The sequence below is a fragment of the Novosphingobium lindaniclasticum LE124 genome, assembly GCF_000445125.1.
GTDB classification, from domain to species: Bacteria; Pseudomonadota; Alphaproteobacteria; order Sphingomonadales; family Sphingomonadaceae; genus Novosphingobium; species Novosphingobium lindaniclasticum.
The window spans coordinates 60,480-81,528 of record NZ_ATHL01000083.1 but is presented as its reverse complement, the minus strand read 5'-3'; the positions used below and the strand labels follow the sequence as shown (position 1 = coordinate 81,528).

Annotated in this window: 24 protein-coding genes; 11 read left to right on the top strand and 13 right to left on the bottom strand. The window is 64.8% G+C overall.

The genetic code is table 11. The features are described 5' to 3' along the window. Positions 1 to 112 precede the first annotated feature (112 nt). Positions 113 to 562: a GNAT family N-acetyltransferase gene (locus L284_RS37715; protein ID WP_021234551.1), complete on the top strand. Its 450-nt coding sequence runs from the start codon at positions 113 to 115 to the stop codon at positions 560 to 562. Between the two features lie 108 nt (positions 563 to 670). Next, a complete protein-coding gene (gene cobS, locus L284_RS37710) occupies positions 671 to 1,663 on the top strand; it encodes a cobaltochelatase subunit CobS (RefSeq protein ID WP_021234550.1) in 993 nt (330 codons plus the stop codon). An 86-nt stretch (positions 1,664 to 1,749) separates the two neighbouring features. On the opposite strand, the gene truA is transcribed toward cobS, so the two are convergent. Both truA and fmt read right to left on the bottom strand, forming a co-directional pair. Beyond that, on the bottom strand, positions 1,750 to 2,496 hold the full coding sequence (gene truA / locus L284_RS37705; protein ID WP_021234549.1) for a tRNA pseudouridine(38-40) synthase TruA: 747 nt from the start codon (positions 2,494 to 2,496) through the stop codon (positions 1,750 to 1,752). Then, the gene (gene fmt / locus L284_RS37700; protein ID WP_021234548.1) at positions 2,493 to 3,401 is read right to left on the bottom strand and encodes a methionyl-tRNA formyltransferase; all 909 of its coding nucleotides are present in this window, start codon (positions 3,399 to 3,401) and stop codon (positions 2,493 to 2,495) included. The genes truA and fmt overlap by 4 nt, the downstream gene beginning before the upstream one ends. A gap of 60 nt (positions 3,402 to 3,461) precedes the next feature. Here fmt and recR point away from each other — a divergent pair, with 60 nt between their 5' ends. From recR to rmuC, 3 genes are all read left to right on the top strand, one after another. Next, entirely contained in the window at positions 3,462 to 4,058 is a 597-nt protein-coding gene (gene recR / locus L284_RS37695; protein ID WP_021234547.1) for a recombination mediator RecR, read from the top strand. Positions 4,059 to 4,120: 62 nt separating this feature from the next. After that, positions 4,121 to 4,690, top strand: coding sequence for a peptide deformylase (gene def / locus L284_RS37690; protein WP_021234546.1), 570 nt, complete (start codon positions 4,121 to 4,123; stop codon positions 4,688 to 4,690). 158 nt (positions 4,691 to 4,848) lie between these two features. Then, a complete protein-coding gene (gene rmuC, locus L284_RS37685) occupies positions 4,849 to 6,456 on the top strand; it encodes a DNA recombination protein RmuC (RefSeq protein WP_021234545.1) in 1,608 nt (535 codons plus the stop codon). Positions 6,457 to 6,459: 3 nt separating this feature from the next. Here rmuC and L284_RS0124365 read toward each other — a convergent pair whose 3' ends face one another. The 8 genes from L284_RS0124365 to L284_RS37650 all read right to left on the bottom strand — a co-directional run bounded on the left by L284_RS0124365 (position 6,460) and on the right by L284_RS37650 (position 12,352). Continuing rightward, complete coding sequence (locus tag L284_RS0124365; RefSeq protein WP_021234544.1) at positions 6,460 to 6,891, bottom strand: META domain-containing protein; 432 nt, start codon at positions 6,889 to 6,891, stop codon at positions 6,460 to 6,462. 90 nt (positions 6,892 to 6,981) lie between these two features. After that, positions 6,982 to 7,815 (bottom strand): TrmH family RNA methyltransferase, encoded by an 834-nt coding sequence (locus L284_RS37680; RefSeq protein WP_021234543.1) that lies wholly within the window; start codon positions 7,813 to 7,815, stop codon positions 6,982 to 6,984. After that, positions 7,812 to 8,090: an HPr family phosphocarrier protein gene (locus L284_RS37675; protein ID WP_021234542.1), complete on the bottom strand. Its 279-nt coding sequence runs from the start codon at positions 8,088 to 8,090 to the stop codon at positions 7,812 to 7,814. The genes L284_RS37680 and L284_RS37675 overlap by 4 nt, the downstream gene beginning before the upstream one ends. Continuing rightward, the gene (locus tag L284_RS37670; RefSeq protein ID WP_021234541.1) at positions 8,087 to 8,494 is read right to left on the bottom strand and encodes a PTS sugar transporter subunit IIA; all 408 of its coding nucleotides are present in this window, start codon (positions 8,492 to 8,494) and stop codon (positions 8,087 to 8,089) included. The genes L284_RS37675 and L284_RS37670 overlap by 4 nt, the downstream gene beginning before the upstream one ends. 55 nt (positions 8,495 to 8,549) lie before the next feature. After that, positions 8,550 to 9,521 (bottom strand): RNase adapter RapZ, encoded by a 972-nt coding sequence (gene rapZ, locus L284_RS37665; protein ID WP_021234540.1) that lies wholly within the window; start codon positions 9,519 to 9,521, stop codon positions 8,550 to 8,552. A gap of 56 nt (positions 9,522 to 9,577) precedes the next feature. Then, entirely contained in the window at positions 9,578 to 10,006 is a 429-nt protein-coding gene (locus tag L284_RS37660) for an HPr kinase/phosphorylase (RefSeq protein WP_031342437.1), read from the bottom strand. 2 nt (positions 10,007 to 10,008) lie between these two features. Beyond that, positions 10,009 to 11,589, bottom strand: a complete 1,581-nt coding sequence (locus L284_RS37655; RefSeq protein ID WP_021234538.1) for a sensor histidine kinase — start codon at positions 11,587 to 11,589, stop codon at positions 10,009 to 10,011. Beyond that, positions 11,582 to 12,352, bottom strand: a complete 771-nt coding sequence (locus tag L284_RS37650; protein WP_021234537.1) for a response regulator transcription factor — start codon at positions 12,350 to 12,352, stop codon at positions 11,582 to 11,584. The genes L284_RS37655 and L284_RS37650 overlap by 8 nt, the downstream gene beginning before the upstream one ends. 283 nt (positions 12,353 to 12,635) lie before the next feature. On the opposite strand from L284_RS37650, the gene L284_RS37645 reads away from it, so the two are divergent. Together L284_RS37645 and L284_RS37640 are read left to right on the top strand one after the other, a co-directional pair. Beyond that, positions 12,636 to 14,249, top strand: a complete 1,614-nt coding sequence (locus tag L284_RS37645) for a phosphoenolpyruvate carboxykinase (protein WP_152524679.1) — start codon at positions 12,636 to 12,638, stop codon at positions 14,247 to 14,249. A gap of 121 nt (positions 14,250 to 14,370) precedes the next feature. Beyond that, positions 14,371 to 14,724, top strand: a complete 354-nt coding sequence (locus tag L284_RS37640) for a hypothetical protein (protein WP_031342431.1) — start codon at positions 14,371 to 14,373, stop codon at positions 14,722 to 14,724. Between the two features lie 139 nt (positions 14,725 to 14,863). Here L284_RS37640 and L284_RS37635 read toward each other — a convergent pair whose 3' ends face one another. Continuing rightward, positions 14,864 to 16,696: a DUF885 domain-containing protein gene (locus L284_RS37635; protein WP_235054394.1), complete on the bottom strand. Its 1,833-nt coding sequence runs from the start codon at positions 16,694 to 16,696 to the stop codon at positions 14,864 to 14,866. Between the two features lie 94 nt (positions 16,697 to 16,790). Here L284_RS37635 and L284_RS37630 point away from each other — a divergent pair, with 94 nt between their 5' ends. Then, positions 16,791 to 17,003, top strand: a complete 213-nt coding sequence (locus L284_RS37630) for a hypothetical protein (RefSeq protein WP_021234533.1) — start codon at positions 16,791 to 16,793, stop codon at positions 17,001 to 17,003. Positions 17,004 to 17,126: 123 nt separating this feature from the next. Here the strand turns inward: L284_RS37630 and L284_RS37625 are convergent, their stop codons facing one another. Beyond that, positions 17,127 to 17,783 (bottom strand): alpha/beta hydrolase, encoded by a 657-nt coding sequence (locus tag L284_RS37625; RefSeq protein WP_021234532.1) that lies wholly within the window; start codon positions 17,781 to 17,783, stop codon positions 17,127 to 17,129. 130 nt (positions 17,784 to 17,913) lie between these two features. Between L284_RS37625 and L284_RS37620 the strand changes: the two genes are divergently transcribed. From L284_RS37620 to L284_RS37610, 3 genes are read left to right on the top strand one after another with little or no spacing between them, the layout of a single operon-like run. Beyond that, positions 17,914 to 18,969: a cysteine desulfurase family protein gene (locus L284_RS37620; RefSeq protein ID WP_021234531.1), complete on the top strand. Its 1,056-nt coding sequence runs from the start codon at positions 17,914 to 17,916 to the stop codon at positions 18,967 to 18,969. Continuing rightward, entirely contained in the window at positions 18,966 to 20,045 is a 1,080-nt protein-coding gene (locus L284_RS37615; RefSeq protein WP_021234530.1) for a cysteine desulfurase family protein, read from the top strand. The genes L284_RS37620 and L284_RS37615 overlap by 4 nt, the downstream gene beginning before the upstream one ends. A gap of 19 nt (positions 20,046 to 20,064) precedes the next feature. Then, positions 20,065 to 20,379, top strand: coding sequence for a 2Fe-2S iron-sulfur cluster-binding protein (locus L284_RS37610; protein WP_021234529.1), 315 nt, complete (start codon positions 20,065 to 20,067; stop codon positions 20,377 to 20,379). Between the two features lie 52 nt (positions 20,380 to 20,431). On the opposite strand, the gene L284_RS37605 is transcribed toward L284_RS37610, so the two are convergent. Beyond that, positions 20,432 to 20,971: a type 1 glutamine amidotransferase domain-containing protein gene (locus L284_RS37605; RefSeq protein ID WP_021234528.1), complete on the bottom strand. Its 540-nt coding sequence runs from the start codon at positions 20,969 to 20,971 to the stop codon at positions 20,432 to 20,434. Between the last annotated feature and the right edge of the window lie 78 nt (positions 20,972 to 21,049).

The window sequence follows — 21,049 nt, the reverse complement described above, 5'->3', positions numbered from 1 at the left end:
GTCGTGCTGCGGGCTATTGTTCGCTCTTTTTCTTGCGGAGGATGACAGAGAGGGGTGGACTGCCGACAAGCAGCTTTGAGGCGAATGAAACAGTCCCCGAGAGGAGTTGCCGATGTTTAACGTTCGCCTTGCTGTGCAGTCAGATCTGAGCGGCCTTTTGGATTTGTTCCAAGCTTCGGAAGTAAGCCCGTTTGTCCAACCCGTGGAGCGAGCAGAGCAAGTTTGGGAGCAAACGTTGAAGAGCGAAAGCAGTGTCGTTTTCATCGCGGAGGTCGAAGAGATCATTGCATCGACGTGCATGCTCATCACCGCTCCAAACCTGCTAAGGCAAGGGCGTTCGCACGGCTTCCTCGAAAACGTGATGACACACCCCAACTATCGGGGGCGGGGCCTGGGAAAAGCTGTCGTGTCGGAAGCGATTAATCATGCGTGGGCAGCCGGTTGCCATCATGTCCTCATGCAGAGCGGTCGCCCAGATCCCCGGGTACATAGGTTCTATGAACAGATCGGGTTCAAGCCGGGTTTGCGCGTCGGGTATGCCGTCACGCGTCCGTCGGAGTAAAGAGCCGCCTTGGGGCGGGTGCAGACTGTCAGCTTTCCTCCCACCGCTCTCCAATCGGCCGCAAAGCCTGTTGCGGTGCAGCGCCCGCTTGTCTACGCGGGTGGAACGATGACTGAGACCGAGACCATGAAAGCCGAGAATCGTGACGCCACCGTGCTGGCTGCTCCCGACATCGAACTCGACGTGCGCGAGACCTTCGGAATCGATATCGACTGGAAGGTGCCCGCCTTCTCCGTCGCCGACGAGCGCGTGCCCGATCTTGACGAGACTTACGTCTTCGACCCGGACACCACTCTCGCGATCCTGGCGGGCTTCGCCTACAATCGCCGTGTCATGGTGCAGGGCTATCACGGCACCGGCAAGTCGACTCACATCGAGCAGATTGCCGCCCGTCTCAAGTGGCCGTGCATCCGCATCAACCTCGATGCCCACATCAGCCGCATCGACCTGATCGGTCGCGATGCGATCGTCCTGCGCGACGGCCTCCAGGTTACCGAATTCCGCGAAGGCCTGCTGCCCTGGGCGCTCCAGCACCCGGTGGCGCTGGTGTTCGACGAGTACGACGCGGGCCGCCCGGACGTGATGTTCGTGATCCAGCGCATCCTCGAAACCGAGGGCAAGCTGACCCTGCTCGACCAGAACCGCGTGATCCGCCCGGATCGCAATTTCCGCCTCTTCGCCACCGCGAATACGGTCGGCCTTGGCGACACTTCGGGCCTCTATCACGGCACCCAGCAGATCAACCAGGGCCAGATGGACCGCTGGAACCTGGTGGTCGGCCTCAATTATCTACCCGAGCCGGTCGAGACAGAGATCGTCTCGAAGAAGGTGCCGCAGGTCGACGCCAAGACCATCTCGAACATGGTCAAGGTGGCGGACTTCACGCGCCAGGGCTTCATGAACGGCGATATCTCGACGGTGATGAGCCCGCGTACCGTCATTACCTGGGCGCAGAACTCGGCGATCTTCAAGGACGTGGGCTTCGCCTTCCGCCTCTCGTTCCTCAACAAGTGCGACGAGACCGAGCGGGTGATGGTGGCGGAGTACTACCAGCGCGTCTTCGGCAACGACCTGCCGGAAAGCGTCGTCGGCAAGGCGTGAGGCTTGCTGCGACAGGAAATGCAAAAGGGAGGCCGCGGCCTCCCTTTTTTGTGCCGGCGCCGGCCTGGTATACAGGCAGCGGATGATCAATCCTCGGGGTAGATCGCCTTTACGAAGTAAAGCCCATCCGGGGGCGAGTTGAGGCCCAGCGCTTGCCGGTCGCGCGCTTCCAGCGCTTCGGCGAGCTTCCGCTCATCCCAGCGGCCCAATCCGACCAGCGCAAGACAGCCGACCATCGAGCGGACCTGATGGTGCAGAAAACTGCGCGCCTCGGCCTCGATCAGCACCATCTCGCCCTCTCGCCGCACGTCGAGGCGGTCCAGTGTCTTGAGCGGGCTCTGCGACTGGCAATGGGCCGAGCGGAACGTCGTGAAATCGTGCAAGCCCACGAGGATCTGCGCGGCGCGGTGCATGGCCGCCGCGTCGAGCGGCTTGGGCACCTGCCATGCCTTGCCGCGCTCCAGCGTGAGCGGTGCGCGGCGGTTGGCGATGCGGTAGATGTACGAGCGGCCGATGCACGAGAACCGCGCATGCCAGTCGTCCGGCACGACCTCGCAACCAACCACCGCGATGGGATGGGGCCGCAGCCGCGCGTTCATCCCTTCGCTCAGAGTGAACGGCGTGAAGGGCTTCTGGATGTCGATATGAACTTTCATGCCGAGCGCATGGACGCCCGCGTCGGTGCGGCCGGCGGCATGCATTCCCGTGGTCTCGCCGGTCAGCGCGAAGACGGCTTCCTCGACGCTTTGCTGCACCGAGGGGCCGTGGGCCTGGCGCTGGAGACCCATGTAGGGCGCGCCGTCGAATTCCAGAGTAAGCGCGTAGCGGGTCAAGCGAGCCTCGTTCCGGCGGGAATGGCACGGCCGCGCAGCAGGTCTGCCGAGTCCATGGCAGGCTTGCCCGCGCGCTGGATGCGGGTGACGCGGATCGCGCCTTCGGCACAGGCCACGGTCAGCGAATCGTCCAGGGTGACGCCCGGCTCGCCGGAGCCTTCGATCGGATCGGCGGCCAGCACTTTGTAGCGCTCGCCATCGAGTTCGAAGAAGGCGCCGGGGGCCGGCATGAAGGCGCGCACCTGTCGCTCGGCTTGCTCGGCCGAACGCGTGAAATCGAGCCGCGCCTCGGCCTTGTCGATCTTCTTCGCATATGTCACGCCGTCTTCCGGCTGCGTGACGGCGCGGTGCACGGCCAGATCGCGCAAGGTGCCGACCATGAGCTGCGCGCCTTTTTCGGCAAGTTCCATGGTCAATTGGCCAGCGGTCTTGCGGTCGATCGTGGTGCGCAGCGTGGCCAGCATCGGGCCGGTGTCGAGCCCGGCCTCCATCTGCATGATCGTGACGCCCGTAGTCGGATCGCCGGCGAGAATCGCTCGCTGGATGGGCGCCGCGCCGCGCCAGCGTGGCAGGATCGAGGCGTGGATGTTGAGGCAGCCGAGGCGCGGCGCATCGAGCACCGCCTGCGGCAGCAGCAGGCCATAGGCGGCGACCACGGCGATATCGGCTTCCAGCGCGGCGAACTTTTCCTGTTCCTCCGTACTCTTGAGCGAGACCGGATGGCGCACTTCGATGCCTCGTACTTCGGCTTCCTTGTGGACCGGCGAGGGCGTCAATTCCTTGCCGCGACGCCCACCGGGGCGCGGCGGCTGGCTGTAGACTGCGACGACCTCGTGCCCGGCCTCGACCAGCGCGACGAGGGCGGGCACCGCGAAATCGGGCGTACCCATGAAGACGATGCGCATGGTGTGGGGAATTCTCCGAAGGTCTTTCTCAAAAGCTCCGGAGGCCCTATCTCCGCCGCCATGGCATCGCAAGAGATCGAGACGCTTACCGCCGCGCTGTCGCGCCTTCCCGGCCTCGGCCCTCGCTCCGCACGCCGTGCGGTGCTCTGGCTGATCAAGCGGCGGGAAACATCGCTGGTGCAGCTGGTGGATGCGCTCGCCGCCGTGCGGGAAGCGCTCGTCGAGTGCGGGACCTGCGGCAATATCGATACGGCCAACCCTTGCGGCATCTGCGCCGATCCCCGCCGCGATCGGGCCTCGCTCTGTGTGGTGGAGGAAGTGGCGGATCTCTGGGCCCTGGACCGGGCGCACCTGTTTACCGGGCGATACCATGTACTCGGCGGCAGGCTTTCCGCGCTCGACGGCGTCCGGCCGGAAGATCTCACGATCGACCGTCTGCTCGGCCGGGTGGCCGAAGGGGGCATCGACGAGGTGGTCCTCGCGATGAACGCTACCCTGGAAGGTCAGACGACCGCGCATTACATTGCCGAGCGTCTGGAAGGGCTTCCGGTGCGGATCACTCAGCTTGCCCATGGCCTCCCGGTCGGGGGCGAGCTGGACTATCTCGACGAGGGAACCCTGGCTCAGGCGATCCGCGCACGCCGTCCGGTGCTTTAGCCGATCACTGTCATCGAACCGTCTATCTTGCGAGAATCGGCCATCGCGCTTATCTGCAAGCCATGGCTATCCGTGAAATCCTCGAAGTTCCCGATCCGCGTCTGAAGCAGGTTTCGGTCCCCGTCGAAAAGTTCGACGACGAGCTCAAGACGCTCGTCGAGGACATGTTCGAGACCATGTACGACGCGCCCGGCATCGGCCTGGCCGCGATTCAGGTCGGCGTTCCGCTGCGCGTACTGGTGATCGACCTTCAGCCGGACGACGAGGATGCCGAGCCGGAAGTGTGCACCGCTCACGGCGGCCACCACCACACGCACCAGCCCACCAAGCGGGAGCCTCGGATCTTCATCAATCCGGAGATCCTCGATCCGTCGGAAGACCATACCGTCTACCAGGAGGGCTGTCTCTCGGTCCCTGAGATCTATGCCGATGTCGAGCGGCCCTCGCGGATTCGCGCGCGCTGGCAAGATCTCGACGGCAAGGTGCACGAGGAAGATATGGAGGGCCTGATGGCCACCTGTCTCCAGCACGAGATGGATCATCTCGAAGGCATTCTTTTCATCGATCACCTTTCGCGCTTGAAGCGCCAAATGGCGCTCAAGAAGCTGGACAAGCTGCGCAAGGCGGCTTGAGTCCTCCTTCGCGATCGAAATGGAATTCTGCGGGCCGGGGATAAATTCCCGGCCCGCTTGCGTTCTGCTTACGTTCCGTCATTATGCCCACACTTCATCCTTAGGAAAGCAGGAACCTGGCGAACGAACGCGCCGGGGTTTCTGGAGAATGGGCATTCATGGAACTCGCTGTCGCCGTCATCTTCGCGCTTATCGCCGGTCTTGGCGCCGGTTGGTTTTTCGGATCGCGGCCTGCTGCCGAATGGCGCATGCGGCACGAGGCGCGCGACCGGGAGGCGCGCGAGCTGGACGAGCGTTTTCGCGCGGCGATCCGCGATCTGGCCGGGGCAAGCGAACGCGCCAGCCGCGCAGACGCTCTGGCGGCTTCGGTTGATCGCATGCGCGCCGAGCACGGCGAAGCCTTGGATCTCCTGCGCAAGGATCACGGCGAAACAGTGGAGCGCTTGCGGTTCGAACATGTCCAGATCCTCGATCGCACGCGTGGCGAATTGACGCAGGTTCTCGAACGCAGCCGGGCCGAGCATGCCGGTCTGGTCGACGGCCTGCGCCGCGAGCAGCGTGAACTGGCCTCCGAACTGGCCACCTTGCGGGAAAAGTCAGCCAATTTCGAGGAACAGAAGCGGCTTCTTCTCCAGGCGCAGGAAGCCTTGCGCAAGGAGTTCGAGAATGCCGGGGCCAAAGTGCTCGCGGGCGCGCAGGATGCATTTCTGCGCCGCGCAGGCGCTCGCTTCGAAGAGAGCGAGAAGGCTAACGCGGAACGGATCGCCACGCTCCTCGCACCGGTGGGCGAGCGGCTCAAGTCTTACGAGCAGCAGGTATCGGCCCTGGAAGCCAAGCGCGTGGATTCCTTCGGGCAACTGGCGGGATTGATTCAGTCGATGCGCGAAGGGCAGGAAAAGGTGCGCGAGGAAGCGCAGCGGCTCGGCAATTCCTTGCGCAATGCTCCCAAGGCGCGGGGGCGCTGGGGTGAGCAGCAGCTGCGTAACGTGCTGGAGCAATGCGGCCTTTCCGAGCATACGGATTTTGTCACCGAGCATTCGATCAATACCGAGGAAGGCCGTCTGCGGCCGGATGCGATCGTCAACATTCCGGGTCAGAAGCGTCTGGTGATAGACGCCAAGGTCTCGCTGAATGCCTATCAGGAAGCGTTCGAGGCCCAGGATGAAGCCTCCCGCGACGCCGCGCTTCGCCAGCATGTCGCATCGATGCGTAACCACGTGCAGACGCTCGGCACAAAAAGTTATCAGAGCCAGTTCGACGACGCACCGGATTACGTCGTCATGTTCGTGCCCGGCGAACATTTCGTGGCCGCCGCGCTCGAGCAGGATCCCGAGCTTTGGGATTTCGCCTTCCGCAACCGAGTGTTGCTGGCGACCCCGACAAATCTGGTGGCGATCGCGCGGACGGTGGCGCAAGTCTGGCGCCAGGACGGGCTGGCCCGAGAGGCACGCGAAATCGGCCGGATGGGCGGCGAGCTTTACGACCGCCTTGCCGTGGCTGCGGATCATATGAAGCGTGTGGGGGCGGGTCTGGAATCCGCCGTAAACAATTACAACAAGTTCGTCGGCAGCTTTGAACGCAACGTGCTCAGTTCCGGCCGCCGCCTGCGCGACAAACATATCGAGATCGGCAAGCGCGAAATCGACGAGGTGCCGCAAATCGAATCGACCCCGCGCTACGGTTCCGAAGCGGTGCTGGAAGAGATAGAAGCCATTGCCGAGGTTGCACCTGCTTCGAAAAGCACGGTTTCCGAAGCAGCCGAATGAGCGTCAGCGACCTTCGGCGGTGTCGGTGGGTCGCTCGATGGGACCACCTTCGCGCACGAGTTCGGCGGTATGTCCGCTCGACTGCAGGATCATGTGATTGCCTTCGATAGCGAAGCGGGGAGTGGCCACCAAAAGGGCATTCACCGCCTTTTCCTGGTCCCAGGCCGGCCTCGTGCATGTCATTTCGGTCAGGGCCAGGGGGCCGGCGATGAGACGCTCCTCCTCGATACGCCACGGGCCGTCCATGCGGTTGCAGCCGACCTGAACGCCCACCTTGCGTCCTTCGAAGGACAGGCGCGCATCGCGAGAATCCGGCGGCTGGCCGTCAATTAGGGCAAATCGCCAGGTCGTGCGTGACAGAGGAGAATCTTCGCCCTGTATCGAACAAGCTGAAAGGGGCGAGAGGAGGCAGAAGGCAAGGAAAGCGGCACGCATAATCCAGCCTCTCTACACACCGCAGATGATGCCCGGATGAACGCAGTGTCCCGTCATTGCCTTCAGGGCAGGCGCGTAGACGCGGGTAAGTTACGAAACCGAGCGTTCAAGGTGCGCCAGAGCTTCATATGCGAGGACCGCTCCTGCCACGGCGGCGTTCAGGCTGTCCGCGCGGCCGCGCATGGGGATCGTCACGCGCAAATCGCACGCTTCCTCGTATTCCTGCGGCAGGCCTTGCGATTCGTTGCCGACCATCAGGAAGCAGGGCGCGGCGTAAGGTGCGCGGCGGTAGTCGGTCGGCTCTCGCAGCGATGCGGCCACGAGTTGCCCCTCGCCGGCGCGCAGCCACTCCTGGAATTCGTCCCAGCGGGCTATGGCGATCTTCTGCGTGAAAATGGCGCCCATGCTGGCGCGCACGGCTTCGACCGAGAACGGGTCGGCGCAATCGTCCAGCAGGATAAGTCCGCCCGCGCCGACGGCATCGCCGGTGCGCAGCATCGTGCCGAGATTGCCCGGATCGCGAAGCGCCTGCGCCACCAGCCAGATGGGTGCCGCCGAACGGTCGAGATTGGCGATGCGCGTGTCGAACTCAGCGAAAACGCCTGCAACGGCTTGGGGATTATCCTTGCCCGTCACTTTGGCGAGGATGTCCACATCCATCTCGACGATCTCGCCCCCAGCGGCCGAGACGGCTTCTTCGAGAGCATCGAGCAGCGGATGGGGATCGCGGCCGACGGCCATGACCAGCATCTCCGGCACGATGCCGCACTCGCGCGCGTCGGTGAGCAGACGCAGCCCTTCGGCAAGGAAGCGCTGTTCCCGTTTGCGATGCTTCTTCTCCCGCAGGGAGCGGAGGAACTTGACCAGCGGGTTGGAAAATCCGGTAATGGTGCGGCGGTAAGCCGCGCGATCGGAAGGCGTCATTCTTCGCCGAAACCGTCACGCACGAGCGTCGAGAGGACCGCCAGCGCATCCTGCGCCCCTTCGCCCTTGCAGGCGATCTCGATGCTGTCGCCTTTGGCGGCGCCGAGCATCATCAGGCCGAGTATGGAATTGCCTGCCGCTTCGGTGCCGTCCTTACCCACGGTGACGAGCACGGATTCCGGCAGCTCGGCGACGTGGTTGACGAACTTGGCGCTGGCGCGGGCATGGAGGCCGCGCTTGTTCACGATCAGCACGGTTTCGCGAAAGTCGCTCATGCGGCGTCTTGCCCGAGATATTCGCTGGCGATCGTGATGTAGTTGCGACCGGCATCGCGGGCTGCGGCGGCGGCATCGCGCACCGACATGCAAGCGCGCGCCTTCGCGAGGCGGATCAGCATCGGCAGGTTGATGCCGGCGATCACTTCGACCTTCCCGGCCTGCATAAGCGAAATGGCAAGGTTCGAAGGCGTTCCGCCGAACAGATCGGTCAGGATGATGACGCCTTCGCCGCTGTCCACCGCGGTGATCGCGTCGGCAATCTCGCTGCGGCGGCGCTCCATATCGTCGTTGGGACCGATGCAGACGGTGGCCACCGCCGCCTGATCTCCGACGACGTGCTCCATCGCGTGTACGAATTCCTCGGCAAGATTGCCGTGAGTGACCAGGATCATGCCGATCATGCTGGGATTAGGCTCCGAATTTCCTGCGAATGCGACCAGGTTTTATAATCTTCTTTCACGCTACCGGACCCCTTCGAGAATTTCCCCCCTCGAGAAGATCAGCAGCCCGTGAGCCCAGGTTGCGATGCAACAATGTGAGCGAAAAACCCGCTTCGCGCAAGGCCGCTCCCATCTGCTCGGCGGTAAAAACGGAGCGGTGTCGCCCTCCGGTACACCCGAAAGCGATATGGACATAGGCCTTGCCCTGGGCACGATAGCGGGGAAGCAGCAGGAGCAGCAGGTCGCGAATCCGGGCGAATGCCTCGTCGAACGCCGGATCCTTGCGGATATAATCACCTACGGCAGCGTCCTGTCCGGTCATCGGACGTAACTCGGAATCCCAATGCGGGTTTTCGACGAAACGCATGTCGAACACGAAATCCGCCAGCGGCGGCATCCCGCGCGAGAAGCCGAAACTGGAGATCGTGACCGTCAGATCTTCCGGCTCGTCGGCGGCGAAGCGTTCGCGAATCGCGCGTTGCAGGTCGTTCGAGGTGAATTCCGTGGTTTCAACCAGAATGTCGGCCCAGCGGCGCAGGGGTGCCAGCAATTCGCGCTCCGCGCGAATGCCGCTTTCCACCGGGGCGTCGGCGGCGAGGACATGGCGCCGACGGGTCTCGTTGAAACGGCGTTCCAGTTCCTTGCTCGAACAGTCGAGGAACAGCGTGGTGACTTCAAGATCGGCGCGCTCGCCCAGAGCTTTGACTTGCGCGATGACCCGCTCCGGATTGAATCCGCGCGTGCGGCAATCGAACCCGATCGCCAGCGGCGAGGGATCGTCGGAAGGCTTTCCCTCGATCATGCGTTCCAGCAGGCGCACCGGGAAATTGTCGATGATCTCCCAGCCGAGGTCTTCGAGCACCCGCAGGACGGTGGTCTTGCCGGCGCCGAGCATGCCGGTGACCAGCAGCACTTTCTGTCTGTGGGGGCGGCGATTCGCGTCGGGTGCGGTTTCGGGAGCTGTTCCCCGGGGAAGATCGTCCTGCATCCCGGTGTGTTTGCGCCGGGGCGCGGGGAAAGAAAAGAGGCGTTCTTACAGGTTTGTCACTCCCTGAGGCCGTAATGCAACAATGCCAGTTCGACTTTGAGTGCAAGCGGCCCTCCGTCCGACGTCAGGCGCAGGGCGGGAAGCAGAATGCCAGCGATGTCGAGGGAGTCCGCCGCCTCGATGAAGCGGGGAGCATCGGCATCCAGAGTGACCAGCAGTGCGGCAGGAGCCTCGTCACGACAGGCAAACGGCAGAATGCCGAGGTTGCGGACTTCCATCAGCCCCCGCGTATGGGGATGAGGCCGGACCCACAGCCGCCCGGCCGAAGGGCGAAGCAGCACCCCGTCGTCACCGATGAGTTCGGCGCCCCGGTCTATCAGCGTGAGGGCGAGGCTGGACTTCCCCGCCCCGGAAGGGCCTTCGATCAAGACCGCGCGGCCGCCGATCGCAACGCAGGTGGATTGACGTGCGAATGGCTGCGACATGGTCATTCGCCCTGCCATGCCGGAAGCGAGATCAGTAGCCGGGCCCCCTGCATCCCATCGGTGCGATCGGTCGCCTGCAGCTTGCCGTAGTGGGCCTCGACGATGGTGCGGGCGATGGCAAGGCCAAGGCCGGAGTGCTTGCCGAACTCCTCGCTGGTTGGGCGCAGCGAGTGAAAGCGCTCGAAGATCTTCTCGCGCGCGGGTTCGGGGATGCCGGGGCCGTGGTCGGACACGGACAGCGTCACGCGGCTTTCGCTGCGGCCGACAGCGACTTCGATCGGCGCATCCCTGGGCGAAAACGACACCGCGTTGTCGAGCAGGTTTTGCAGCACGCGCTCCAGCCGGGGCGGATCGCCGGCGACGAAGAGGTCGCCGTCCGCCTCCCGGATCACGCGGACCGGGCAGGTGCCGTTGACGCCGCGCTGCTCGCGCTCGGTCACCAGCGCGCGGACGAGGCGCAGCATGTCGACGGGCTCGAAGGTCGTGCGGCTGAGCTGTGCGTCGATTCTGCTGGCATCGGCGATTTCGGTGACGAGAAAGTCGATGCGGCGCACATCGTCCTTGGCAATACCGATCAACTGCCGGCGCAGCGCCGGATCGTCCACGCGCTCGATATTTTCGAGCGCGCTGCGCAAGCTGGTGAGGGGGTTCTTCAGTTCATGGGCGACATCGGCCGCGAAGCTCTCGACGGCGTCGATCCGCTGGCGCAGGGCGCCGCTCATGTCCGAGATGGCGCGGGCGAGCAGGCCGATTTCGTCCCTCCGATCGGGCAGACGCGGCACCACGACGCTGCGATCTCGCCCGAGGCGCACGCGCACCGCGGCGCGGACGAGTTTGCGCAGCGGCTCGACGATGGTGCGTGCCAGGAACAGCGAGAGCAGGATGGAGACGGTCAGGGCGGCGCCGACGATGATGGCCAGCGTCTGGCGCGCCATGCGCACGTTCTCCGTGATGTCGCGCGCATTGCGGGTGACCAGCAGCGCCTCGCCGCGGTTCCCCAGCGGGGTCGCGGCGATGATCACCGGTGTGCGATCCGGGGCGGCCTTATGGCTGACTTCGGTGCGCCCGCGTGAAAGCGCGGCGGCCACTTCCGGCCAAGCCGAGGCACTGGCGCCGGGTGCGTCGTGATAATCGGCGACCGGCGGCGATCCCAGCATCCAGTCCATGCCCCGGTCGAGCGCGCGAGCCGCATCCTGGAGCCAGGGCTCGGTGGCAGGATCTATCAGCGTGTAGGAGGGCGGGGCGAGCTGGAAGCTGTCGGCCTCCAGTGTGCCGTCGCTGCCGAACAGGCGGAGCCGCAGCGCCTGGCTGGAGCCGATCCGGGCGATCAGGTCGCGGCGGCGCTCGGCCGGTTCGCCCCCCAGCGTAATGGCCACGACTTCGGCTTCGGAGCGAGCAAGGCGGAAGCGCTCGTCCAGCAGCTCGCGCCGGTAGCTGTCGATGTAGAACAGGCTTCCGGCGAGCAGGGCCAGCGCAATCACGTTCACGGCCAGGATGCGGGCCGTCAGCGATACGCGCCATGACAGTCCCAGCCGGACAGGCAGGGAAGCCTTGCGCCGCTTGCGCTGGCGATCGCTACCCATCGGTGAAGGAATAGCCCGCGCCGTAGAGCGTATCGATGGCTGTGAACTCCGGGTCGACCGCACGAAACTTGCGGCGCAGGCGCTTGATGTGGCTGTCTATCGTGCGATCGTCCACGTAGACGTCCTCGCTGTAGGCCGCATCCATCAACTGGTTGCGGCTCTTCACGACGCCGGGGCGCAGCGCCAGTGCTTCGAGGATCAGGAATTCGGTCACGGTCAGGGACACCGGCTCGCCGTCCCAGGTCACCTGATGGCGAGCGGGGTCGAGGCTGAGGCGGCCGCGCAGCACGGGCTCGGGCAGGTTTTCCCGCGCGCTCCCCTCGTTCGTCGTCTTCGCCAGTTCGCTGCGGCGCAGGATGGCGCGAATGCGGGCGATCAGCAGGCGCTGGCTGAACGGCTTGGTGATGTAGTCGTCCGCGCCCATCGCCAGGCCGAGCGCCTCATCGGGTTCCTCGTCCTTCGAGGTCAGGAAGATCACCGGCAGGCTCGACTGTTCCCGGAGCGATTGCAGCAGGTGCAGTCCGTCCATGCGCGGCATCTTGATGTCGAAGATGGCAAGGTCTGGCGGATTGTCGAGCAGAGCCTTCAGGGCGGCCTCACCGTCGGTATAGAGACGCGTCGCGAAGCCTTCGGCCTGGAGGCCGATGGACACCGTGGTCAGTATGTTGCGGTCGTCGTCGACAAGTGCGATCGACTGCTGACGGACGGCGGCGGGGGTGATGTCGTCGGAAGTGGCTCCGGCGGGAGCAGGGGCGCCGGGCATGGGTGTTGCCGTAGGTTCAACCATGAGATTGCGCTGCGGTCCTCCCTGCCATCGAAGGATGTGACTAGCGACTGCGAACGCGACCGTCCACGCCTTTGCGCTTCATCCCGAAATTGCCCCGGAATGGTCGAAGTGCATCTGTCTTACCTCGCTCGCTCCATTTCATTTTGCAGAAATTTGACGGAAGAAGGGGGCAGGCGAATAATCGCCAGCCGATTCTTGCGCAAAAATGTCGGGGCGTGCCCGGTTCCCGCCGGTTTCGCCTTAAATGGAGGAGATGACATTGGCCGCTACCCTGAAATATTCGCTCGCCAGCCAAGGCATAGAAACCCGCGCCAATGTGCTCGCGAACCTTGGCACTGCGCCGCTGGTCGAGCAGGCCATCAAGAACGGCGAGGGTGTGCTCGCTGCGGATGGCCCGTTCGTCGTGGCGACCGGCAAGCACACCGGGCGTTCCGCCAAGGACAAGTTCATCGTCAAGGATGCCGAGACCGAGAATACGGTCTGGTGGGGCAAGACCAACGTGCCGATGACGCCCGAGCACTTCGCCGCGCTCAAGGAGGATTTCCTCGCGGCTCTGGCCGAGAAGGACCAGCTCTATGTGGCCGACCTGTTCGGCGGTTCGCAGCCGGAACACCGGGTGAACGTGCGCGTGATCAACGAGTTCGCCTGGCACAACCTGTTCATCCGCACGCTGCTCGTTCGCCCGACCGAAACGGAGCTTGAAGGATTCGAGCCGGAATATACGATCATCGACCTGCCCAGCTTCCGCGCCGATCCCGAACGTCACGGCTCGCGCACGGAAACGGTGATCGCGGTCAACTTTTCCGAGAAGCTGATCCTGATCGGCGGCACGGCCTATGCGGGCGAGATGAAGAAGTCGGTTTTCGGCATTCTCAACTACCTGCTGCCGACCAAGGGCGTGATGCCGATGCACTGCTCTGCCAACATCGGTCCCGAAGGCGATACCGCCGTGTTCTTCGGCCTTTCCGGCACCGGCAAGACCACGCTTTCGGCCGACGCCTCGCGCACGCTGATCGGTGACGACGAGCATGGCTGGTCGGACACCGCCGTGTTCAACTTCGAAGGCGGTTGCTACGCCAAGATGATCCGTCTCTCGCCCGAGGCGGAGCCGGAAATCTTTGCGACGACCAAGCGCTTCGGCACGGTGCTGGAAAACGTGGTGATCGATCCGGACACGCGTCAGATCGACCTCGACGACAACTCGCTCGCCGAGAACAGCCGCGGTTCCTATCCGATCGACTTCATCCCGAACTGCTCGGAGAAGAACCTCGGCCCGGTTCCGAAGAACATCATCTTCCTCACCGCGGATGCTTACGGCGTGCTGCCGCCGATCGCGCGTCTCACGCCCGATCAGGCGATGTATCACTTCCTCTCGGGCTACACCGCGCGCGTCGCCGGCACCGAAATCGGCGTGACCGAACCGGAAGCGACGTTCAGCACCTGCTTCGGTGCACCCTTCATGCCGCGTCACCCCTCGGTCTACGGCAATCTGCTTAAGGAGCGCATCGCCAAGGGCGGCGTGAAGTGCTGGCTGGTCAACACCGGCTGGTCTGGCGGCAAGGCCACGATGGAGGGCATCAAGCGCATGCCGATCAAGGCGACACGTGCGCTTTTGAATGCCGCGCTGGACGGCAGCCTCAACGATGCCCAGTTCAAGGAAGATCCGAACTTCGGCTTCGAGGTTCCGGTGGCGGTGCCGGGCGTGGACGCCAAGCTGCTCGATCCGCGCGGCGCCTGGGCCGATGGCGCCGAGTACGACAAGACCGCGCAGACTCTGGTGAAGCAGTTCATCGACAACTTCACCCAGTTCGAGGAACATGTGGACGAAGGCGTCCGCAAGGCGGCGCCGGTGGCCGCTTCGATTCCGGCCTGAACCTGTCGATCTAAAATAAAGCGATCCTGATTACACGGGGGCTCCTTAACGCAGGTTATGGAGTCCCTTGTTTTGTCATCAATACCGTGCATCCTTGTGGTCCCTCTCTAGGAGAATGACCATGGGACTATTCGACGGTATCCTGGGACAAGTCAGCGACCACCCCGATGTTGCGAACCTCGCCGCGAAGCTGGGACTGGATCCGGCCACGACCGAGAAGGCGATCGCGGCCCTGGGCCTCGCCCATCAGGAAGAGGGGGACACGGCGCAGCTTGCAGCGGCCAAGACCGGGCTTGGGCTCGGCACGATCCAGCAGGTGATCTCCGCGATCGGCGGTGAAGGCTCGCTGGCGCAGTTCGCCAGTCTGGTCGGCAACGATCCGTCGAAATTCGCGGCGTTTCTCGACAAGGACGGTGATGGCAGCGTGATCGACGACCTGACCGACATGGCGAAGGGCTTCTTCGGCAAGAAGTAATCGCAGATCATTGTCGTCCCGGACTTGATCCGGGACCGCTGGCAGTGCTTCAGGCGCGTGATTGCGAGCGAGGCGCGGCCCGGCCAGCGGTCCCGGGTCGAAGCCCGGAACGACGTTGATTTCATTGCTTCCGCTTGGATCAGCCCGCCTTGTGGGTGGCGATGTAGCTGTCGATGTTCTTCGCCAGCACATCCAGCGGCACGTTGCCGCCGTCGACCACGGCCTGGTCGAAGTCCCGCAGATCGTATCGCGCGCCGAGCGCCGCCTGGGCACGGCTGCGCTGGCGGTTGATCTCGGAATGACCCATCTTGTAACCGCAGGCCTGGCCCGGCCACGAGCAATAGCGGTCCACCTCGTTGACCACTTCCTCGCGCTTGTTGCCGTTCTTCTCCATGAAGAAGCGTACGGCCTGTTCGCGTGTCCAGCCCTTGGAGTGCAGGCCGGTATCGACGACCATGCGGCAGGCGCGGAAAGCGATCGACTGGAGATAGCCGAGCTGTCCCACCGGATCGTCGGCATAGGCACCGAGTTCGTCGGCCAACTGCTCGCCATAGAGCGCCCAGCCTTCCGAATAGGCGTTGAACGCCAGGATCGAGCGGATCAGCGGCAGGCGGTTGGCATATTCGCCCTGCCAGACGTGGCCGGGAATGGCTTCATGATGGACCAGCGTCGGCAGGTCGTACTTGCGGTGGAGATCGGTGGTGCGCAAGTTGATCCACATCTTGCCCGGAACCGAGCCGTCGATCGAACCGGCACCGCCATAGGCAGTCGGGGCGCCGGGTTCCTCGGCCAGCGGCAGGCGGCGCACTTCGACATTGCCCTTCACCGGATCGCGGAAAGCACGCGGCATTTGCGCGCGGATCCAGTCGATACGGTGGCGGATGAAAGTCATGATCTCGGCGCGGCCCGGATCGCCATCGGGGAACATAAAGCGCTTGTCGGTGCCGAGCGCGGTCATGCGCTCGCCCACGTTGCCGGTGCTGTAGCCCAGCTTCTGAAGGATAGGGTCCATGCGGGCGTGGAGCGCCGCCAGTTCCTCAAGCCCGCGCTGGTGGATTTCCTCGGCGGGCACCGGTGTGGTGGTGCTGGCGCGCAGGGCCCAGGCGTAGAATTCGGCGCCCTGCGGACGCTCGCGCATCCCCGGATCGCTCTTGGCGAGGCTGCGCTGGCGCTTCAGTTCGGCGAGTTGGCGTTCGAGCGCAGGGACCACCTCGGCCAAGACGACCGCCTTGGCGCGGCTTTCCCAGTTGCCGGGGATCGTCCTGGTGCGGCTTACCAGCGAGGTGACGAGGCCGCCGCCGTTGCTGCGAGCGTCCTCGATCATGCTGCTCATCTGCGCAATGGCGCGGTCCAGCAGGAAATCGGGCGGCACGAGGCCCTGATCGGTCGCCTTGCGGATGCGCTCAAGCTCGCCATCGAGCTGCCTGTCGAACTGCGAGAGGCGCGAGACATAGGCTTCGGCGTCTTCGGCGGTCTTTACCGGATGGTCGGCATCGAGAAACTTGGGCGTGTCGAGATAGGCGCCGACGTTCTGGATCACGACGTAGGGCGTATTGCGCCAACCGCCCACCGCGACGTCGCCATAGGGCTGCGCGAGACCGTCGAGCGAAGTCTTGTAGGCGCTGCGCACGACCGCAAGGCTGGTCTGCGTCGCATGATCGAGGCCGGTCGTCGGGAAAGCCTCGACACGGGCGAGATCCTCGCGAAGGGTCTTGGCGAGCGCGGCCTTGCCGGCGAAGGAGCGGTCTTCCGCCTTGGCGCGCAGCGCTGCGTGGGCGCCGACATCGACGCCGAGACCGGTGGCGTTCTCGGGATTGTGGTCGAGCAGGCGCCAGGCGATCGTGTCGAGCAGAGCGGCGGCGTTCTGGTTCGGAGCGGTGGCGGCGCGGGCCATGCCGGGAAGCGCGATGCTGGCGGTGCCGGCGGCCAGCAGTTGGAGCGTGGTGCGCCGCGAGAGGGATGCGGCGGTCATTTCAGGGTTCTTCATGGCGGGGAAATCTGGCGAGCCCGCTCGCGCCTGTCAAACCCGCTCGCGTCGGACAAACGAGTGGGTTAGGGGATAAGCCATGGATATTGCCCTCTCGCTGATGACCCTGACCATCGTGGCCCTCGTGCTGGGCGCGATCGCCCTCTTCCGGCGCGGGGGGAGCCGCAAGCAGGCCTGGCTCATGCTGGTGCTGGCGGGCGTGCTGATCGTGAACGTCGGAATCTGGACCTTGCCGAATTCCGATGGCGAGTCGCTGGCGAGGGCCGGAGATACGAAAGAGGCGCCGGAGTAAGCTCTCGGCGCCTTTTCGGTTCGGCGGTTTCTTATCGATCCTGCTTCCCACGCGAGGGCGTAAGCGCCTGCTCGGCGGGCGCTTAGGACCGACAGCCCGCTGTGCAGGCAGGGGCTGCTCGCGTCACTTGATCGGGCAATCTGGTGCCAGACGCATGTCGAGGTAGTTGTCCACCGAGCGCATCAGGTCGTCCATCTCGTTCTCGAAGAAATGGTTCGCACGCGGGATTTCGTCGTGGTGGATGGTGATGTGCTTCTGCGTGCGCAGCTTGTCGACCAGCTTCTGCGTGGCGACCGGCGTGGCCACCGTGTCGCCGGCGCCCTGGATCAGGATGCCGGAGGCGGGGCAGGGGGCGAGGAACGAGAAGTCGTACATGTTCGCCGGCGGGGCGACCGAGATGAAGCCACGGATTTCCGGACGCCGCATCAACAGCTGCATGCCGATCAGCGCGCCGAACGAGTAGCCGGCGATCCAGGTGGTCGAAGCTTCGGGATGGATCGACTGGACCCAGTCGAGCGCCGCTGCCGCATCCGAAAGCTCACCCACGCCGTTGTCGAAGCTCCCCTGGCTGCGGCCGACGCCGCGGAAGTTGAAGCGCAGGGTTGCGAAGCCGCGATTGACGAAAGTCTTGTAAAGATGCTGCGTGATGCGGTCGTTCATCGTACCGCCGGCCTGAGGGTGCGGGTGAAGGATCATCGCCACGGGCGCGCGCGGACGCGGCGCCGGCTGGAAGCGGCCTTCGAGGCGACCTTCGGGTCCGGGGAAGATGACTGCGGGCATAAGTTTCGCGAACCTGACCTGTTGAAACTCCCGCGAAAACGGCAGCGATTTGCTCGCCGGCCATCGCGGGAGTGGAAAAAGGGAAGTTCGCTATATAGAAAACTTCGCTCCGAAAACAACTTTTCAAGCGATGTCAGCAAAGCAGATCTATCTCGACCACGCGGCGACCACGCCGCTCCTGCCTCAGGCCCGCGAGGCGTGGCTGGAAGGCGCGGCGCTCTGGGCCAATCCCTCCAGCCCGCACAAGCAGGGTCGCGCTGCCCGCGCCGCGCTGGAAGATGCGCGCGAGCGAGTGAGGAAAGCGCTGGGCTGGCAGGGCGAAGTGCTCTTCACTTCGGGCGCCAGCGAGGGTCTGGCCATCGGCATCGGCCGCGCCAAGGCGGAGCGGCGGCTGGCCTCGGCGGTGGAGCACGATGCCGTGTTCCGTGTCGCGCCCGATGCGCAGGAACTGCCGATGCGCGACGGCGAGGTCGATCTCGACGTTCTGGCGCAGGCACTGGCATTGCCGGGACGCGCCGTCGTGGCGGTGCAGTCGGTCAACTCGGAAACCGGCACGGTTCTGCTGCCATATGCGGTCAATCCACTGGTCGAGCGTATTCGCGAAGGCGGCGGCCTGGTGCTGGCGGACTGCTCGCAGTCGGCGGGGAAGATGGCGCTGCCCGATGCGGACATGGTGGTCCTTTCGGCGCACAAGCTGGGCGGCCCGATCGGAATCGGCGCGCTGCTGGTCAGGGACTACGCCATGCTCGAACCGAGCGGCGGGCAGGAGCGCGGCTACCGGGCCGGCACCGAAAACCTGCCGGGAGCCCTGGGCTTCGCGGCGGCGCTGGAAGCCGGCGGCATCGAGCGCTGGGCGACCACGGCGGAGCAGCGCTTCGATTTCCGCAATGCGCTCTCGCGCCATGGCGAGGTGCTGCAACCGGGCGTGCAGTGTTCGCATATCTTTGCCGTCGCCGCGCCGCGTCTGGCGGCCACTGCCATGCTCATCCGCATGGACGCTGCAGGGTTCGCCATCTCGGCGGGAAGCGCCTGTTCGTCAGGCACGTTGAAGCAGAGCCGCGTACTCAAGGGCTTCGGCATCGACGAGGACCTCGCCCGCCGCACCGTGCGCGTCAGCATCGGCTGGGACACCACCGCCGCCGACCTCGACGCCTTCGTTGAGGCTTGGGCCAGCGTGAACGCATGATCTATCTTGACTATCAGGCAACGACGCCGCTCGCTCCCGAAGCGCGAGAGGCGATGCTGCCCTGGCTGGGTGGGCCGGAGGGCTCGGGCTTCGCCAATCCGCATAGTCCGCATAGGCCGGGGCGCGCCGCTGCCGCCATCGTCGAAGTCGCGCGCGATCAGGTTGCCGCGCTGCTGCCCCCCGGCGGCAGCGTGATCTTCACCTCTGGCGCGACCGAGGCGATCAACCTTGCACTGGCAGGCAGTGGCAGGCGAAAGCTGGCGGTTTCCGCGATCGAACATGCCGCCGTGCTCGACACTGCGCGGGCGATCGACCCGGCGACCTCCATCCTGGCGGTGAGCGAGGCCGGGATCATCGACCCCGCGACGGCGGTCCCGGCCGAAACGGGCCTGGTCGCCTTGATGCAGGTGAACAACGAAATCGGCACGATCCAGCCGGTAGAGGCTCTGGCCGAGCGTGCGCATGACGCTGGTGCGCTGTTCCTCTGCGACGCCGTGCAGGGTGCGGGCAAGCTGGCGGCCCCCGCAGGCGCGGACATGATCGCGATCTCCGCGCACAAGCTCTACGGACCCAAGGGTATCGGCGCTCTCTGGATACGGGACGGGCTGGAACTCGCGCCGATGATCCATGGCGGCGGGCAGGAAAAGGGCCTGCGTTCCGGCACGCTCAGTCCTGCGCTCTGTGCGGGGTTCGGCGCGGCGGCGACACTGGCAGCGGCACGGTTGGAAGCGGATGCCGATCATGTCGAGACGCTGTGGCACTCCGCCCGGGACGTGCTTTCACGCTGGACGCTCAATGGCTCTTCGGAACATCGCTGGCGCGGAAATCTCAACGTGCGGCTGCCGGGGCTCGATGTGGCGCGGCTCATGTCGGACCTCAGGAACCTGGCTTTTTCCGCAGGTTCCGCCTGTGCCAGCGGTTCCGGGCGGCCGAGCCATGTCCTCAAGGCCATCGGCCTTTCCGATTCCGATGCCAAAGCCTCTATCCGTCTGGGATTCGGACGATATACTGACCTTGGGGAGCTGAAGGATGCCTGCGAACGAATAGGAGCCGCAGCGGCGGCGCAGGGAGTCTGACTTGCTGAACGTGAGGTTTTTGACCGCGGAAGGAAAGCTCGTCCTGGCAGAGGCCGAGACGGGGGACGTGCTTCTGCGCGTGGCACAGGGTGCGGGCATGCCGCTGGAAGGGACGTGCGAGGGCCAGATGGCCTGCTCGACCTGCCATGTGATCGTCTCGCCCGATTGGTTCGACAGGCTCGAGCCAGCCTCCATGGACGAGGAGGACATGCTGGACCTCGCCGCCGGAGTCGCGCGAACCAGCCGCCTGTCCTGCCAGATCGCGCTGACCGACGATCTCGACGGGCTGGAAGTGCGCATCCCCGGCGTTTCGCGGGATATGCAGATCGGTTGAGCGATCGGTTTAGAAATTCGTCGTCCCGGACGTGATCCGGGGCGCCGGAGTGTCAGGCCGCGGCCGTCGCGTTCTGAACGGCTTCGATCACGGCTTGCGAAAAGGCCGGAATGTCGTCGGGCTTGCGGCTGGTGATGAGCAGGCCGTCCACCGCCACTTCCCGATCCACGACCTCGGCGCCGGCATTGCGCAAGTCCGTGCGGATCGAAGGCCAGCTCGTGACCGTCTTGCCGCGCACAACGTCAGCTTCCACCAGCAGCCAGGGGCCATGGCAGATCGCCGCCACCGGCTTGCCCGCTTCCAGGAAATCCCGCACCAGTTGCACGGCTTCCGGCTTGGTGCGCAGGACGTCGGGATTCATCTGGCCGCCGGGCAGCACGAGAGCGTCGAACTCGGCCGCGCTCACCGCATCGAGCGTGGCATCGACCTTGACGCTGTCGCCCCAGTCGGTGTGCTGCCAGCCCTTGATCTCGCCGCCTTCGGGGCTGGCGATCACGGTCTCGATGCCGGCCTGGTTGAGTGCGTCGCGCGGACCGGTGAGTTCGGATTGCTCGAAACCGTCGGTGGCGACGATGAGAACGCGGCTGGGCATGGGAAAATCTCCTGTGTCGAGGGTTTGCAAAAGGAATGAACGGCGGAAAACTTCCGTTCCGGTGGTTCCGCTCGGCTC